The 15856-nt window shown below is 50.9% G+C and carries 12 protein-coding genes and 1 pseudogene; 10 read left to right on the top strand and 3 right to left on the bottom strand.

Going from position 1 to position 15856, the window contains the following annotated elements:
* Positions 1-102 precede the first annotated feature (102 nt).
* From EDF88_RS11145 to EDF88_RS24940, 6 genes and pseudogenes are all read left to right on the top strand, one after another.
* Positions 103-1380 (top strand): NupC/NupG family nucleoside CNT transporter, encoded by a 1278-nt coding sequence (locus EDF88_RS11145; RefSeq protein WP_064513871.1) that lies wholly within the window; start codon positions 103-105, stop codon positions 1378-1380.
* Between the two features lie 235 nt (positions 1381-1615).
* Positions 1616-2395 (top strand): deoxyribose-phosphate aldolase, encoded by a 780-nt coding sequence (gene deoC / locus EDF88_RS11140; RefSeq protein ID WP_064513868.1) that lies wholly within the window; start codon positions 1616-1618, stop codon positions 2393-2395.
* A gap of 59 nt (positions 2396-2454) precedes the next feature.
* Entirely contained in the window at positions 2455-3774 is a 1320-nt protein-coding gene (gene deoA, locus EDF88_RS11135) for a thymidine phosphorylase (protein WP_064513866.1), read from the top strand.
* Between the two features lie 73 nt (positions 3775-3847).
* Positions 3848-5071: a phosphopentomutase gene (gene deoB, locus EDF88_RS11130; protein WP_064513864.1), complete on the top strand. Its 1224-nt coding sequence runs from the start codon at positions 3848-3850 to the stop codon at positions 5069-5071.
* A gap of 141 nt (positions 5072-5212) precedes the next feature.
* The gene (gene deoD / locus EDF88_RS11125) at positions 5213-5932 is read left to right on the top strand and encodes a purine-nucleoside phosphorylase (RefSeq protein WP_034459469.1); all 720 of its coding nucleotides are present in this window, start codon (positions 5213-5215) and stop codon (positions 5930-5932) included.
* Positions 5933-6071: 139 nt separating this feature from the next.
* A pseudogene (locus EDF88_RS24940) lies at positions 6072-6323 on the top strand (transcriptional regulator); the annotation flags it as partial.
* A 149-nt stretch (positions 6324-6472) separates the two neighbouring features.
* Here the strand turns inward: EDF88_RS24940 and lplA are convergent.
* Both lplA and EDF88_RS11110 read right to left on the bottom strand, forming a co-directional pair.
* Complete coding sequence (gene lplA / locus EDF88_RS11115; RefSeq protein ID WP_134184697.1) at positions 6473-7489, bottom strand: lipoate--protein ligase LplA; 1017 nt, start codon at positions 7487-7489, stop codon at positions 6473-6475.
* Between the two features lie 19 nt (positions 7490-7508).
* Positions 7509-8159 carry a YtjB family periplasmic protein gene (locus EDF88_RS11110; protein WP_064513858.1) on the bottom strand — a complete coding sequence of 217 codons (651 nt, stop codon included), beginning with the start codon at positions 8157-8159 and terminating at the stop codon, positions 7509-7511.
* A gap of 119 nt (positions 8160-8278) precedes the next feature.
* On the opposite strand from EDF88_RS11110, the gene serB reads away from it, so the two are divergent.
* From serB to nadR, 3 genes are all read left to right on the top strand, one after another.
* Positions 8279-9256: a phosphoserine phosphatase gene (gene serB / locus EDF88_RS11105; RefSeq protein ID WP_064513856.1), complete on the top strand. Its 978-nt coding sequence runs from the start codon at positions 8279-8281 to the stop codon at positions 9254-9256.
* Positions 9256-10638: a DNA repair protein RadA gene (gene radA, locus EDF88_RS11100; RefSeq protein WP_064513854.1), complete on the top strand. Its 1383-nt coding sequence runs from the start codon at positions 9256-9258 to the stop codon at positions 10636-10638. Before serB ends, radA begins: the two co-directional genes overlap by 1 nt.
* 89 nt (positions 10639-10727) lie before the next feature.
* Positions 10728-11960 carry a multifunctional transcriptional regulator/nicotinamide-nucleotide adenylyltransferase/ribosylnicotinamide kinase NadR gene (gene nadR / locus EDF88_RS11095; protein ID WP_064513852.1) on the top strand — a complete coding sequence of 411 codons (1233 nt, stop codon included), beginning with the start codon at positions 10728-10730 and terminating at the stop codon, positions 11958-11960.
* Between the two features lie 44 nt (positions 11961-12004).
* Here nadR and ettA read toward each other — a convergent pair whose 3' ends face one another.
* Positions 12005-13672: an energy-dependent translational throttle protein EttA gene (gene ettA, locus EDF88_RS11090; protein ID WP_064513850.1), complete on the bottom strand. Its 1668-nt coding sequence runs from the start codon at positions 13670-13672 to the stop codon at positions 12005-12007.
* A 231-nt stretch (positions 13673-13903) separates the two neighbouring features.
* On the opposite strand from ettA, the gene sltY reads away from it, so the two are divergent.
* The gene (gene sltY, locus EDF88_RS11085; protein ID WP_134184695.1) at positions 13904-15838 is read left to right on the top strand and encodes a murein transglycosylase; all 1935 of its coding nucleotides are present in this window, start codon (positions 13904-13906) and stop codon (positions 15836-15838) included.
* Positions 15839-15856: the final 18 nt, after the last annotated feature.

Genomic DNA, 15856 nt, shown 5'->3' with positions numbered 1-15856 from the left:
TGATTGCCATTCCATTTACTGGCCTCCCTGCCGTTATAATCCCGCCTCACTAAGGTTTTTTTAGCTCGCTTTCCTTTTTCATTCAATACACAGGGATTCTGTATGCAACTACTCATGGGATTGATCGGCATGATCGTTCTGCTGCTGATCGCCGTTCTACTTTCCAGTAATCGCAAAGCAATTAATCTGCGTACTGTTTTAGGTGCATGGATTATTCAGGTCGGTATCGGGGCGCTAATCCTGTATGTTCCGGTCGGTCGCCAGGTTCTGCTCGCTATGTCCGAAGGGGTCGCTAACGTAATTGGTTACGGTAACGCCGGTATTTCCTTCCTGTTCGGTGGCTTAGTTTCAGACAAAATGTTCGAAGTCTTTGGCGGCGGCGGATTTATTTTCGCACTGCGTGTCCTGCCAATTATTGTCTTCTTCTCCTCACTGATTGCTGTGCTGTACTACCTTGGCATTATGCAGTTTGTTATTCGTATTCTCGGCGGTGGTCTGCGTAAGATTCTGAAGACTTCCCGTACAGAATCTCTGTCTGCAACAGCAAATATCTTTGTTGGTCAGACTGAAGCTCCGCTGGTTGTTCGTCCTTATATCGCCACCATGACGCGTTCAGAACTGTTCGCTGTAATGTGTGGTGGTTTGGCTTCTGTTGCAGGTTCAGTACTGGCAGGTTACGCGCAAATGGGCGTGCCACTAGAGTACCTGATTGCCGCTTCATTTATGGCAGCCCCTGGCGGGTTACTGTTCGCCAAAATTATCCTGCCTGAGACCGAAACGCCAAACGACTCACCTGAACTGGACTCTTTGAAAAATGATCCCGACCGCCCGGCAAACGTGCTGGATGCTGCGGCATCAGGTGCAGCTTCTGGTATGCAACTGGCTCTGAACGTGGGCGCAATGCTGCTGGCGTTTGTTGCTTTAATTGCACTGCTTAACGGTATGCTTTCTGGCATTGGTGGTTGGTTCAACTATCCGCAACTGTCTATGGAACTGATTCTCGGCTGGGTGTTCTCACCGCTGGCATGGGTTATCGGTGTACCGTGGAGTGAAGCTAACGTTGCTGGTTCCTTCATCGGCCAGAAGTTAATCATCAACGAATTTGTGGCGTACCTGAACTTCGGGGAATACCTGAAAGATGACGCGACTGTAGCGGCAGCAGGTCTGCAAGTTCTGTCAGATCACACCAAAGCAATTATCTCCTTCGCTCTGTGTGGTTTTGCTAACCTTTCTTCTATCGCTATCCTGATTGGTGGACTTGGAAGCATGGCTCCAAACCGTCGTCATGATATTGCCCAGTTAGGTCTTAAGGCTGTAGCAGCAGGTACATTGTCAAACCTGATGAGTGCCACAATTGCCGGGGTCTTCCTGTCATTATAAAAAAGAGATGTTAAAATTATAACATCTCTGTGAAATCAATGGCTGGCGCTTGCGCCGGCCATTTTTTATATCTGGCGATGACTTTTCCGTTATCACTCGTTGTTAAATCACATATACTGTACAAATTATGTAATTTCATCGTGGCTTTTGTGAAGCTATCCGCAAAACCATCAGGGTTGTGAATGTTATAATTATAACATCGCAACTGATTCTATATCTTTTGTTGGAGAATGTTATGACCGATTTAACTGCAAGCAGCCTGCGCGCCCTGAAACTGATGGATCTGACCACTCTGAATGACGATGACACTAATGAAAAAGTGATCGCACTTTGTCATCAGGCAAAAACTTCAGTGGGCAACACCGCAGCTATTTGTATCTACCCGCGCTTCATCCCAATCGCGCGTAAAACTCTGAATGCTCAGGGCACACCTGATATTCGCATCGCGACGGTGACCAACTTCCCACACGGCAACGACGATATCGAAATCGCGCTGGCTGAAACTCGTGCAGCTATCGCTTATGGCGCAGACGAAGTTGATGTGGTGTTCCCATACCGTGCGCTGATCGCCGGTAACGAACAAGTTGGTTTCGAACTGGTGAAAGCCTGTAAAGAAGCCTGTGCTGCGGCTAACGTTTTGCTGAAAGTCATCATCGAAACTGGTGAGCTGAAAGAAGAAGCGCTGATTCGTAAAGCTTCTGAAATCTCTATCAAAGCAGGCGCTGATTTCATCAAAACCTCTACTGGTAAAGTGCCAGTCAACGCAACACCTGAAAGCGCACGCATCATGATGGAAGTTATTCGTGATATGGGCGTTGAAAAAACTGTTGGTTTCAAACCAGCTGGTGGCGTGCGTACTGCTGAAGATGCAGCGCTGTTCCTGTCTATCGCTGATGACCTGTTTGGTGCTGACTGGGCTGATTCGCGTCACTACCGCTTTGGTGCTTCCAGCCTGCTCGCGAGCTTGTTAAAAGCGCTGGGTCATGGCGACGGTAAAAGCGCCAGCGCTTACTAATCTCTTCCTTTGCGGCGGGCTCCCCGCCGCATTTCACCTGATGCACTCAGGGGGTTACCTTGTTCCTCGCTCAAGAAATTATTCGTAAAAAACGTGATGGCCATGCTCTAAGTGATGAGGAGATTCGTTTCTTCATTAATGGTATTCGAGATAACACCATCTCCGAAGGGCAGATTGCCGCACTGGCAATGACCATTTTCTTCCACGACATGACTATGCCTGAACGCGTATCACTGACCATGGCGATGCGAGATTCAGGAACCGTGTTGGACTGGAAGAGCCTTAACCTGAACGGCCCAATCGTTGATAAACACTCAACGGGCGGCGTGGGTGATGTGACGTCCTTGATGCTCGGCCCAATGGTGGCGGCATGCGGTGGTTACATCCCAATGATCTCTGGCCGAGGTTTAGGCCACACTGGCGGTACGCTCGATAAACTTGAAGCGATCCCAGGCTTTGATATTTTCCCGGACGATAACCGTTTCCGCGACATCATCAAAAATGTCGGTGTGGCGATTATCGGCCAGACAAACTCGCTTGCTCCGGCTGATAAGCGCTTCTACGCGACGCGTGACATTACCGCGACCGTAGACTCCATTCCGCTGATCACCGCGTCGATTCTTGCGAAGAAACTGGCAGAAGGCCTGGATGCGCTAGTGATGGATGTGAAAGTGGGCAGTGGCGCATTTATGCCAACTTACGAGCTTTCCGAATTGCTTGCTGAAGCGATTGTTGGCGTGGCAAATGGCGCGGGCGTTAAAACCACGGCATTGCTGACCGACATGAACCAGGTGCTGGCATCCAGCGCGGGTAATGCTGTTGAAGTGCGTGAGGCCGTGCAGTTCCTGACTGGCGAATACGTGAATCCACGTCTGCATGAAGTGACCATGGCGCTGTGCGTGGAAATGTTACTTTCCGGTAACCTTGCGAAAGACGACGCCGAAGCGCGTGCCAAACTGCAAGCAGTGCTGGATAACGGTAAAGCGGCAGAAGTATTTGGTCGTATGGTTGCAGCTCAAAAAGGGCCGGCAGACTTTGTCGAAAATTACGCGAAATACCTGCCAACCGCGGTTCTGAGCAAACCTGTATTCGCAGACCGTGCTGGTTTCGTAAATCAGATGGACACTCGTGCATTAGGTATGGCGGTTGTTTCCATGGGCGGTGGTCGTCGTCAGGCTTCTGATTCTCTGGACTACAGTGTTGGCTTTACCGACATGGCTCGTCTGGGCGAGAGTGTAGATACCTCACGTCCACTGGCAGTGATTCATGCAGCAAGTGAAGCTCAATGGCAGGAAGCGGCACGTGCTGTTAAAGCGGCAATTAAAGTTAACGAGACCGCACCGGCACAAACGCCAGATGTGTATCGCCGTATTAGCTAATTGCTGGCATACTGATCTGATCACTTTTTGAAACGCCTCCGGGCGTTTCAGGCGCAACGACGCAGGAGAAATTATGAAACGTGCATTTATTATGGTGCTGGACTCTTTCGGTATCGGCGCAACAGAAGATGCAGCAAAATTTGGCGATGTTGGCTCTGATACTTTCGGGCACATCGCAGAAGCTTGTGCCAAAGGCGAAGCAGACAAAGGCCGTAAAGGGCCACTGAATTTGCCAAACCTGACCCGCCTGGGTCTGGTGAAAGCCGCCGAAGGCTCTACCGGCAAAATCCCAGCAGGTATGGACGGTAATGCAGAAGTTATCGGTGCATATGGCTGGGCGCATGAACTGTCATCAGGTAAAGACACGCCGTCTGGCCACTGGGAAATCGCCGGTGTTCCTGTGTTATTTGACTGGGGTTACTTCTCTGATACGCAAAACAGCTTCCCGCAAGAATTGCTGGATAAACTGGTTGAGCGTGCAAACCTGCCAGGTTACCTCGGTAATTGCCACTCATCCGGTACTGTGATTCTCGATGAGTTGGGCGAAGAGCATATGAAAACCGGCAAGCCGATTTTCTATACCTCTGCTGACTCGGTGTTCCAGATTGCTTGCCATGAAGAAACTTACGGCCTCGATAAACTTTATGAGCTGTGCGAAATCGCACGTGAAGAGTTGACCGAAGGTGGCTACAACATTGGCCGTGTTATCGCGCGTCCGTTTATCGGCGATAAAGCCGGTAACTTCCAGCGTACTGGTAACCGCCATGATCTGGCTGTTGAACCGCCAGCACCAACCGTGTTGAAAAAACTGGTTGATGAGAAAAATGGTCAGGTTGTTTCCGTGGGTAAAATTGCGGATATCTATGCTGAAGTCGGTATCACCAAAAAAGTGAAAGCAACCGGTCTGGATGCGCTGTTTGACGCCACCATCAAAGAGATGAAAGAAGCGGGCGACGACACTATCGTGTTCACCAACTTCGTTGATTTCGACTCATCTTACGGCCACCGCCGGGATGTAGCGGGTTACGCTGCAGCTCTGGAACTGTTTGACCGCCGTCTGCCAGAACTGATGGAACTGCTGAAAGAGGACGATATTTTAATCCTCACCGCTGACCACGGTTGTGACCCAACCTGGCAAGGCACTGACCATACTCGCGAACACATTCCGGTGCTGGTTTACGGCCCGAAAGTGAAAGCCGGTTCTTTAGGTCACCGTGAAACCTTCGCCGATATCGGTCAGACGGTTGCTAGCTATTTCGGTACGTCTCCGATGGATTACGGTAAGAACATGCTGTAATACCCGTCATTCTTTGAGCCGCAGGGGTGTTGGCTGAAAAAGCTCACCTGCGACTCGAATTATTTAGGGTATATGGATTACAGATTTGGGTGAGATGTTTTATCCGCCCAGACGTTTACCTCTTCAAACAAGGATATAAATATGGCAACGCCACATATTAATGCTGAAATGGGTGATTTCGCAGACGTCGTTTTGATGCCTGGGGACCCGTTGCGTGCAAAACACATCGCAGAAACTTTCCTCGAAGATGTTCGTGAAGTGAACAACGTGCGTGGCATGTTGGGCTTCACCGGTACTTATAAAGGCCGCAAAATCTCTGTAATGGGTCACGGTATGGGTATTCCGTCCTGCTCCATCTACACCAAAGAACTGATCACCGATTTCGGCGTGAAGAAAATCATTCGTGTGGGTTCTTGCGGCGCGGTTCGTGCTGATGTGAAACTGCGTGACGTGGTTATCGGCATGGGTGCTTGTACCGACTCTAAAGTGAACCGTCTGCGTTTTAAAGACCACGATTTCGCAGCTATCGCTGACTTCGATATGGTTCGCAATGCCGTTGATGCGGCTAAAGCGCTGGGCGTAGACGCTCGCGTAGGCAACATCTTCTCCGCGGACCTGTTCTACACGCCAGACCCAACCATGTTTGACGTAATGGAAAAATACGGCATCCTGGGTGTGGAAATGGAAGCTGCAGGTATCTACGGCGTGGCAGCAGAGTTCGGTGCTAAAGCACTGACTATCTGTACTGTATCTGACCATATCCGTACTCACGAGCAGACGACTGCGGAAGAGCGCCAAACTACCTTTAACGACATGATCAAGATTGCTCTTGAGTCTGTGTTACTGGGCGACAAAGAGTAAGATTCAAAAGGGTGCTTCGGCACCCTTTATTGTTCATAGTATCTATTCACTCAAACCCCTTCATTCTCCTCGGCTTCCTTACCTTTCAAGTATATAGCGCTATAAATCTATTCAAGTATCTATTCAAGAATCTATTCTCATGAGCGCTCTGACTGATTTATTACTACACGGACCACAAACTGCAAACTCATTGCTGCAGCGTTTGGGTGTCAGCCAGGCGACGTTTTCACGTCTGGTAAATACTGAAAGTGATGTAATCAAAGCGGGGGCGGCCAGAGCGACTCAATATGCCCTGATCAGACCTGTGCGTCAGATTCGGCAGTTTCCATTGTGGCAAATAGATGATGCGGGGCAGGCCTGGCGTTTTGGTGACTTGTACCCCATCTGGCCGAGAGACATCTGGCTGGAAATGCTGATATTTGCACGGCAATTCTGGCTTGAGGCAAGCCAGAACCAAGAAATTAGCCAGGCGTTTCGCGAGCTATGCAGGGGGATGGCATTAGAACTTGATACCGTTGAGGCAAGCATTAAACGGCTCGCTTAGCGCACCGTCTGAGCAATCCACGTGCTCAACTCGCGTAATTCCGTTTCTTGTTCCGGAAAATCGGCAATCAACGTTTCACACTGCTGTTGCAACATATCGCTACGATACAAACAACCCTGCAAGCGCGCTGCCAGAGCTTCCAGCGGGGCCGGATTCAGGCTATCAGTGAAGATTTGCGTGCGCGTGATATGCCCTTTCTCAACGTCGAAATGCAGCTCAACACCGCCCCAGGTAAAACGCTGATCCAACAAATGGCTGAATGCAGGTGCCTGGCCGAAATTCCATTCCCAGCTGCTTTGGCGGGCAAAGATTTCCGTAAACCCAGGGAGGTCGGGCAGGGCATCAGGCGAGATATGTTCTGCTTCAACGCGCTCGCCGTAATAAGCAAAGAATGATTCGCGCACGGCATCGCAAATTTGCGCATGAGTCAGGCCCGGATGGATCTCGCCAAGATTGGTAACGCGGCCGCGTACTGAGGTAATACCTTTGGCCTGGAGTTTTTTCTCATCTGGATTCAGGTAGTTAGCCAGGCGGCTTAAATCTGCGTTGAGCAACAGCGTGCCATGGTGGAAGCCGCGATCCATGGTTTCTTTATACGCGGACCCTGAAACTTTGCGTGGCCCTTCAGCAGTGGCAACTTCCAGATCGTTGCGCCCGGAAGCAGTCGCGCTAATTCCCAGTGAATTGAGTGCATTCACCACAATGGCGGTAGATACGCTTTTATCGTATTCCGGCTTCCCGGCCATAAACGTGAAACAGGTATTCCCCAGATCGTGGAAAACCGCGCCGCCGCCACTGCTGCGCCTTGCCAGGCGCACGTTATCTTCTTCCATGCGACGGGTGTTGCACTCTTTCCACGGGTTTTGCGCCCGCCCAATAACTACGGTATCTGCGTTACGCCATAAAAAGAGTACGCGCTGGGTCGCGGGCATCTGGCGGAAAATACACTCTTCTACGGCCAGGTTGAACCAGGGATCGTAAGAGTCAGAAATCAGTAGTCGTAAGGTAGTCATCGTAGAGATCCTTTCTTATTTACGGCTTATTGTCAGCCTGTTCTTCCTCATCTTCTTTCACTTCGGTATTTGCAGTGAGAAGGAAAGGAGATTGCTGCCAGCGGGTGCGTTTTCCCTGCAAAAGGGTACGCGTCAGCACAATGCCAATTGCCAGTGCCAGCAACATCATCAGGCGCAAAATATTCGTGGTGTTATCCACCTGTTTAGCTTCGGTAGCGAGAGTGTGGGTATCAAGCGTGATTCGCAGATAGCCAACCGGCCCGTCTTTATCTTCAATCGGCTGAACAATTTGCTGATTAAAATAACTGCCTGCTTTTTTGCCATCCAGCGCCAGCCTGTCACGCACGCCAATTCCTTCACCTGCTCGCGCGATTTGGCCGCCGCTATCGTCATAAACGCCCGCATCGAGAATACGGCTATCTTGGGTCAATAACTTGAGGACGGCTGAAATCTTTTTCTCATCTGGGTTTTCGGATTTCATCAGCGGTGTCAGGTTGTAACTCACCTGGCGCGCCAAAGTTTTGGCCAGCTCTTCAAGCTGCACATTGCGGGCTTGTTGGTGGCCCTGGCTAAACCACGACGCTCCCTGCATCAGCGCGACTAAAAGTGCGAGGCAGATAAGCACAATCACTGCACGATGTAGCCTGAATTTCATTTTTGCCCGAGCCATAATGCACCTTAGGAAAATTGCCGATTTTACTGCGCAGTTTAATGTTGCCAGAAGCGGCTCTGACAAGGTAGCCTCATGCGTTGTTTTGTCCCGGCCTTTATCTTTATTCTGGAGTTATGATGCCAAATAGTCTGACCTGGTGCGACCTGCCGACCGATGTCTCTCTCTGGCCTGGGTTGCCGCTATCGTTAAGTGGTGATGAAGTCATGCCACTCGATTACCGTGCTGGCCGCAGTGGCTGGCTTCTGTATGGTCGGAATCTGAATAAAGAGTGCCTGAATCACTACCAACGTAAATTGGGTGCGGCGATGGTAATCGTCACCGCATGGTGTGTTGAAGACTATCAGGTTATTCGCCTGGCAGGTTCATTAACACCGCGAGCAACTAAGCTTGCGCACGAGGCTGGGCTGGATGTCGCACCGCTGGGTAAAATCCCACATCTTCGCACGCCGGGTCTGCTGGTGATGGACATGGATTCCACCGCCATTCAAATCGAGTGCATTGATGAAATCGCCAAACTGGCGGGCACCGGTGAAATGGTAGCGGAAGTGACGGAGCGCGCGATGCGTGGCGAACTCGACTTCGCGGCAAGCCTGAAGCAACGTGTTGCGACCCTCAAAGGAGCAAATGCTTCTATTTTGCGCCAGGTACGTGATGAACTGCCACTGATGCCAGGACTGACTTCTCTGGTGCTTAAGCTTGAATCGCTAGGCTGGAAAGTGGCTATTGCTTCCGGCGGCTTCACCTTCTTTGCGGAATATCTGCGCGACAAACTGCATTTGCATGCAGTAGTGGCAAATGAGCTGGAAATTTGCGACGGCAAGCTGACGGGTGAAGTTATTGGTCAAATTGTTGATGCTCAGTTCAAAGCAGATACGCTCAAGCGCCTCGCGGATAAATATGAAATCCCTGTCGAACAAACTGTTGCGATTGGTGATGGCGCGAATGATTTACCGATGATTCTGTCTGCCGGGCTGGGTATTGCTTATCACGCGAAACCGAAGGTTAATGAGAAAACAGAAATCACCATCCGTCATGCTGATTTGATGGGTGTATTCTGTATTCTTTCAGGCAGTCTTATTCAGGAAGAACGCTAATGGCCAAAGCGCCGAAACGTGCATTTGTCTGCAACGAATGTGGTGCAGATTATCCTCGCTGGCAAGGGCAATGCAGCGCCTGCCAGGCGTGGAACACTATCACTGAGGTGCGCATTGCCGCCTCTCCGACAGTTGCGCGTAACGAGCGTTTATCTGGTTATGCCGGCAGTGCGGGCGTCAGCAAAGTACAAAAACTTTCTGATATCAGCCTCGAAGAACTGCCACGTTTTTCTACCGGTTTTAAAGAGTTCGACCGCGTACTGGGCGGCGGTGTGGTGCCGGGTAGCGCCATTCTGATTGGCGGTAACCCTGGCGCGGGTAAATCCACGCTGCTGCTGCAAACACTGTGCAAACTCAGCGAACAGATGAAAACGCTGTACGTCACGGGTGAAGAGTCGCTGCAACAAGTGGCGATGCGTGCGCACCGCTTAGGTTTGCCGACTAACAACCTGAATATGCTTTCGGAAACCGGCATTGAGCAAATCTGCATGATTGCCGAAGAAGAAGCGCCGAAGCTGATGGTAATCGACTCCATTCAGGTGATGCATATGGCCGACGTACAATCGTCGCCGGGCAGCGTAGCGCAGGTGCGTGAGTCTGCCGCTTACCTGACGCGCTTTGCCAAAACGCGCGGCGTGGCGATTATCATGGTCGGCCACGTCACCAAAGATGGTTCACTTGCCGGGCCAAAAGTCCTCGAACACTGTATCGACTGCTCGGTGATGCTTGATGGCGATGCCGATTCCCGTTTCCGCACCCTGCGCAGCCATAAAAACCGCTTTGGTGCGGTGAATGAGCTGGGCGTATTTGCCATGACGGAACAGGGTCTGCGTGAAGTGAGCAACCCTTCCGCTATCTTCCTGAGTCGTGGTGATGAAGTGACGCCCGGTAGCTCTGTGATGGTTGTGTGGGAAGGGACGCGTCCGCTGCTGGTAGAAATTCAGGCGCTGGTGGATCAATCTATGATGTCCAACCCACGCAGGGTTGCTGTTGGCCTGGAACAAAACCGTCTGGCGATTTTATTGGCCGTTTTGCACCGCCATGGCGGGCTGCAAATGGCTGACCAGGATGTGTTTGTTAACGTGGTTGGCGGTGTGAAAGTTACCGAAACCAGTGCCGACCTCGCGCTTTTACTGGCGATGGTTTCAAGTCTGCGCAACCGGGCTCTGCCACAAGATTTAGTGGTGTTTGGTGAGGTTGGGTTGGCAGGTGAAATTCGCCCGGTGCCAAGCGGGCAGGAACGTATTTCTGAAGCCGCAAAACACGGTTTTAAACGGGCGATTGTGCCGCAGGCGAATGTGCCGAAAAAATTACCAGAAGGGATGCAGGTCTTCGGGGTGAAAAAACTTGCTGATGCGCTGTCGGTATTTGACGACTTATAATTGATACCCGTCATAATTCAGGTTGCAGCAGTGTTGGCTGCAACTCGAATGATTTAGGGTATATTTCCCATTTTGCAGGAGCAGGCAACATGTCGTCTTTTGAGTACCTGAAGACTGCTATTCGTCAGCAGAACGTTACGCTACAGCAAGTTGCAGAATCCTGCGGCATGACCAAGGGTTATCTTAGCCAGTTACTGAACGCCAAAATCAAAAGCCCAAGTGCGCAGAAACTGGAAGCATTACATCGTTTCCTCGGCCTTGAATTTCCCCGGCGTGAGAAAAAAGTGGGCGTTGTCTTCGGAAAGTTTTATCCGCTGCATACCGGCCATATCTACTTGATTCAACGCGCCGCAAGCCAGGTTGATGAGTTACATATCATCATGGGCTATGACGAAACCCGCGATCGTCTTCTGTTTGAAGACAGTGCCATGTCGCAACAGCCGACAACCGGTGACCGTCTGCGCTGGTTGCTTCAGACCTTTAAATACCAGAAAAACATTCGCATTCATTCATTTAACGAAGAAGGGATGGAGCCGTATCCACACGGTTGGGATGTCTGGAGCCGCGGCATCAAAGCTTTTATGGAAAGCAAAGGCATAAATCCTGACTGTATCTACACCTCTGAAGAGAATGATGCACCACGTTTTATCGAACAGCTCAGTATTGAAACCGTGCTTATTGATCCGAAACGCACATTTATGAATATCAGCGGTGGGCAGATCCGCGAAAACCCGTTCCGCTACTGGGAATACATTCCAACTGAAGTGAAACCGTTCTTTGTCCGAACCGTCGCGATTCTGGGCGGTGAGTCGAGCGGTAAGTCGTGGATGGTGAATAAGCTCGCCAACATTTTCAACACGACCAGCGCCTGGGAATACGGGCGTGACTATGTCTTTTCCCATCTGGGTGGCGATGAGATGGCATTGCAATATTCTGACTATGATAAAATTGCGATTGGCCATGCTCAGTACGTTGATTTTGCAGTTAAATATGCCAATAAAGTCGCTTTTATCGATACTGACTTTGTTACCACTCAGGCATTCTGCAAAAAATATGAAGGGCGTGAGCACCCATTTGTGCAGGCGCTGATTGATGAGTACCGCTTTGATCTGGTGATTTTGCTGGAAAACAATACTCCGTGGGTAGCCGATGGCTTGCGTAGCCTGGGCAGTGATACCGACAGGAAATCGTTCCAGAATCTTTTGGTGTCGATGCTTGATGAGAACAACATCAGCTACGTTCATGTAGAAGAACCTGACTACGATTCGCGTTTCTTGCGCTGTGTTGATTTGGTGAAGAACATGATTGGCGAGCGGGGATAATCGGGCTTGTCAAAAAAGGGGGCGCATTAAGCGCCCCATTTTTATTACTTCGTTACGCGCTTGTACTTAATACGCTTAGGTTCCAGCGCATCCGCACCCAGGGTGCGTTTCTTGTACTCTTCGTACTCAGTAAAGTTGCCTTCGAAGAATTCCACTTTGCCTTCATCCTGGTAATCCAGAATGTGCGTGGCGATACGGTCCAGGAACCAACGGTCGTGCGAGATAACCATTGCACAGCCTGGGAATTCCAGCAGGGCGTTTTCTAACGCGCGCAGGGTTTCGATATCCAGGTCGTTTGTTGGTTCATCGAGCAGCAGTACGTTGCCGCCAACTTGCAGTAATTTTGCAAGGTGCAGACGACCACGCTCACCACCGGACAACTCACCGACACGTTTACCCTGGTCGACGCCTTTGAAGTTAAAGCGACCAACGTACGCACGGCTTGGCATTTCGGTGTTACCGACACGCATGATGTCCTGGCCGCCGGAAACTTCTTCCCACACGGTTTTGCTGTTGTCCATTGCATCACGGAACTGATCCACAGACGCCAGTTTGACGGTTTCGCCCAGTTCAATGGTGCCGCTATCTGGCTGTTCCTGGCCAGACATCATACGGAACAGGGTAGATTTACCCGCGCCGTTCGGACCGATGATCCCGACAATTGCACCTTTCGGTACAGAGAATGTCAGGTCTTCAATCAGCAGGCGGTCGCCGTAGGATTTACGCAGATTGGTAACCTCAACGACTTTATCGCCCAGACGTGCGCCTGGTGGAATAAACAGTTCGTTGGTTTCGTTACGTTTCTGATATTCAGTGTTATTAAGCTCTTCAAAGCGAGCCAGACGCGCCTTGCCTTTGGACTGGCGGCCTTTCGCACCCTGACGTACCCACTCCAGCTCTTTCTCGATGGATTTACGGCGAGCCGCTTCCGAAGAGGCTTCCTGAGCCAGACGTTCGTCTTTCTGCTCAAGCCAGGAGGAGTAGTTACCTTCCCACGGAATACCTTCACCGCGGTCAAGTTCCAGAATCCAGCCTGCAACGTTATCGAGGAAGTAACGGTCGTGGGTAATCGCCACAACAGTGCCTTCGAAGTCGTGCAGGAAGCGCTCGAGCCACGCCACGGATTCAGCATCCAGGTGGTTCGTTGGTTCGTCGAGCAGCAGCATGTCTGGTTTTTCGAGCAGTAGGCGGCACAGTGCTACACGGCGGCGTTCACCACCGGACAGGTTAGCAATTTTCGCATCCCAGTCAGGCAGACGCAGCGCATCAGCAGCACGTTCTAGTTGCACGTTCAGGTTGTGACCGTCGTGTGCCTGAATGATTTCTTCAAACTTACCCTGTTGGGCAGCCAGCTTGTCGAAATCGGCGTCCGGCTCGGCGTATTTAGCATACACTTCGTCGAGGCCTTTCAGGGCATTAACCACTTCAGCCACGGCTTCTTCAACCGACTCACGGACGGTATGTTCAAGGTTGAGTTGCGGTTCTTGCGGCAGATAGCCGATTTTCAGTCCTGGTTGTGGACGAGCTTCGCCTTCGATGTCGGTATCAATGCCGGCCATAATGCGCAGCAGCGTGGATTTACCGGAACCGTTCAGACCCAGTACGCCAATCTTGGCGCCAGGGAAGAAACTAAGAGAGATATTTTTCAGGATATGACGTTTCGGCGGAACAACTTTGCCGACTCGATGCATGGTATAAACGAATTGAGCCACAGTGCGACTTCGCCTCTTTTTCGTGATTTAAGATGGTTCGTATCAAAGGCGAAGTGTAGCCGTTTTCAGCAGGTAATCCCAGCAGGGGAAGTAGGATGTGTTACCCGAAACACTCTGGACAGTGTTATACCCAAAATAACGTGCTCTGGCGTGGCGAAACAGCAATAGCAGAGTTAGCATGAAGTAACTAATGGCGGCATGATGCTGCCTGTAAATATGTGAGGAGAACTTGTGGGGAAAGCCAAACAAGTCGCGGGACAATTGCTGGTGGCAATTGTAAGCCTTGCGGCATTAACTCATGCAGTTCGTGCGGATTCGCTCGATGAGCAACGCAGCCGATACGCACAAATCAAACAAGCGTGGGATAGCAAGCAAATGGATGTGGTGCAGCGAATGATGCCCACGTTGCAGGATTATCCTCTCTATCCTTATCTCGAATATCGCCAGATTACAGATGACTTAATGAATGAGCCAACGCTTGTCGTTAGTCGCTTTATTGAGGCAAACCCAACACTGCCGCCAGCCCGCTCCCTGAAGTCACGCTTTGTGAATGAACTCGCCCGTCGTGAAGACTGGCGTGGCTTGCTGGCATTTAGCCCTGAGCAGCCGGGCACGACTGAATCTAAATGTAATTATTACTACGCGAAATGGAACACCGGCCAGACGGATGACGCATGGGCGGGAGCAAAAGATTTATGGCTGACCGGGAAGAATCTGCCGTCAAGCTGTGACCGTTTATTCTCGGCGTGGCGCTCTTCAGGGACACAAGATCCGTTGGCCTATCTGGAGCGTATTCGCCTGGCGATGAAAGAGGGCAATACCTCGCTGGTCAACAACCTCGCAAGCCAAATGCCTGCGGATTATCAGACCATATCCAGCGCGCTAATAACTCTGCAAAACAATCCCAATTCGGTGCTGACTTTTGCGCAAACCGTGGGTGCAACAGACTTTACGCGTCAGGCTGCGGCAATTGCTTTTACTCGAGTGGCCCGGGATGACGTAGAAAATGCGCGCATGATGATCCCTTCACTGGTGCAAGCGCAGCAACTTAATGACTCTCAGGCTCAGGAGCTTAGAGATACCGTCGCCTGGCGTTTGATGGGCAATGATGTTACGGCCGAACAGGCTGCATGGCGCGATGATACCATTATGCGTTCAGAATCCACGACGCTAGTTGAGAGACGTGTACGTATGGCGCTGGGAACGGGCGATCGTACTGGCCTGAATACCTGGCTTGCGCGTTTACCGATGGAAGCCAAAGAGAAAGATGAATGGCGCTATTGGCAAGCAGATCTATTGTTGGAACGAGGCCGGGATGCGGAAGCCAAAGAGATTCTGCATTCTTTAATGCAGCAACGCGGATTTTACCCAATGGTGGCAGCCCAGCGTTTAGGGGAAGACTACCCGTTGCGTGTAGACAAAGCGGTAGCGGTGAATCCTGCGCTGGTCCAGGGGCCAGAAATGGCACGAGTGCGCGAGTTAATGTACTGGCAGATGGATAACACTGCGCGCAGCGAATGGGCTAATTTAATCACCAGCCGCAGCAAACCAGAGCAGGAAGGATTGGCACGTTACGCGTTTGATCAAAACTGGTGGGATCTTAGCGTACAGGCAACGATCGCCGGGAAGCTCTGGGATCATCTGGAGGAACGTTTCCCTCTGGCGTATAAGGATGTTTTCTCTCGTTATGTTAGCGATAAAGATATCTCGCAAAGCTATGCAATGGCGATTGCGCGTCAGGAAAGTGCCTGGAACCCGAAAGTGAAATCACCTGTTGGAGCCAGCGGCTTGATGCAAGTTATGCCCGCTACGGCTGCGCATACTGTGAAAGTCTTCAACATTCCAGGTTACAGCAGCCCCTCTCAGTTACTCGACCCTGAAACCAATATCAATATTGGTACCACGTATTTGCAGTCCGTCTATCAGCAATTTGAGAAGAACAGGATCTTCTCCTCAGCTGCTTATAATGCGGGGCCGGGTCGAGTCAGAACCTGGCTTGGTAACAGTGCCGGTCGCATCGATGCAGTTGCGTTTGTTGAGAGTATTCCCTTCTCTGAAACGCGCGGATATGTGAAAAACGTGCTGGCTTATGATGCGTATTATCAATACTTCATGGGTAAATCCGCACCGTTGCTGACGGACACTGAGTGGCAACGCCGTTATTGATTTTGGGGTGTCCATGTT

The sequence above is a fragment of the Buttiauxella sp. BIGb0552 genome, from assembly GCF_004366275.1.
Lineage (GTDB): Bacteria > Pseudomonadota > Gammaproteobacteria > Enterobacterales > Enterobacteriaceae > Buttiauxella > Buttiauxella gaviniae.
This window is presented reverse-complemented; position numbering and strand designations above follow the sequence as displayed.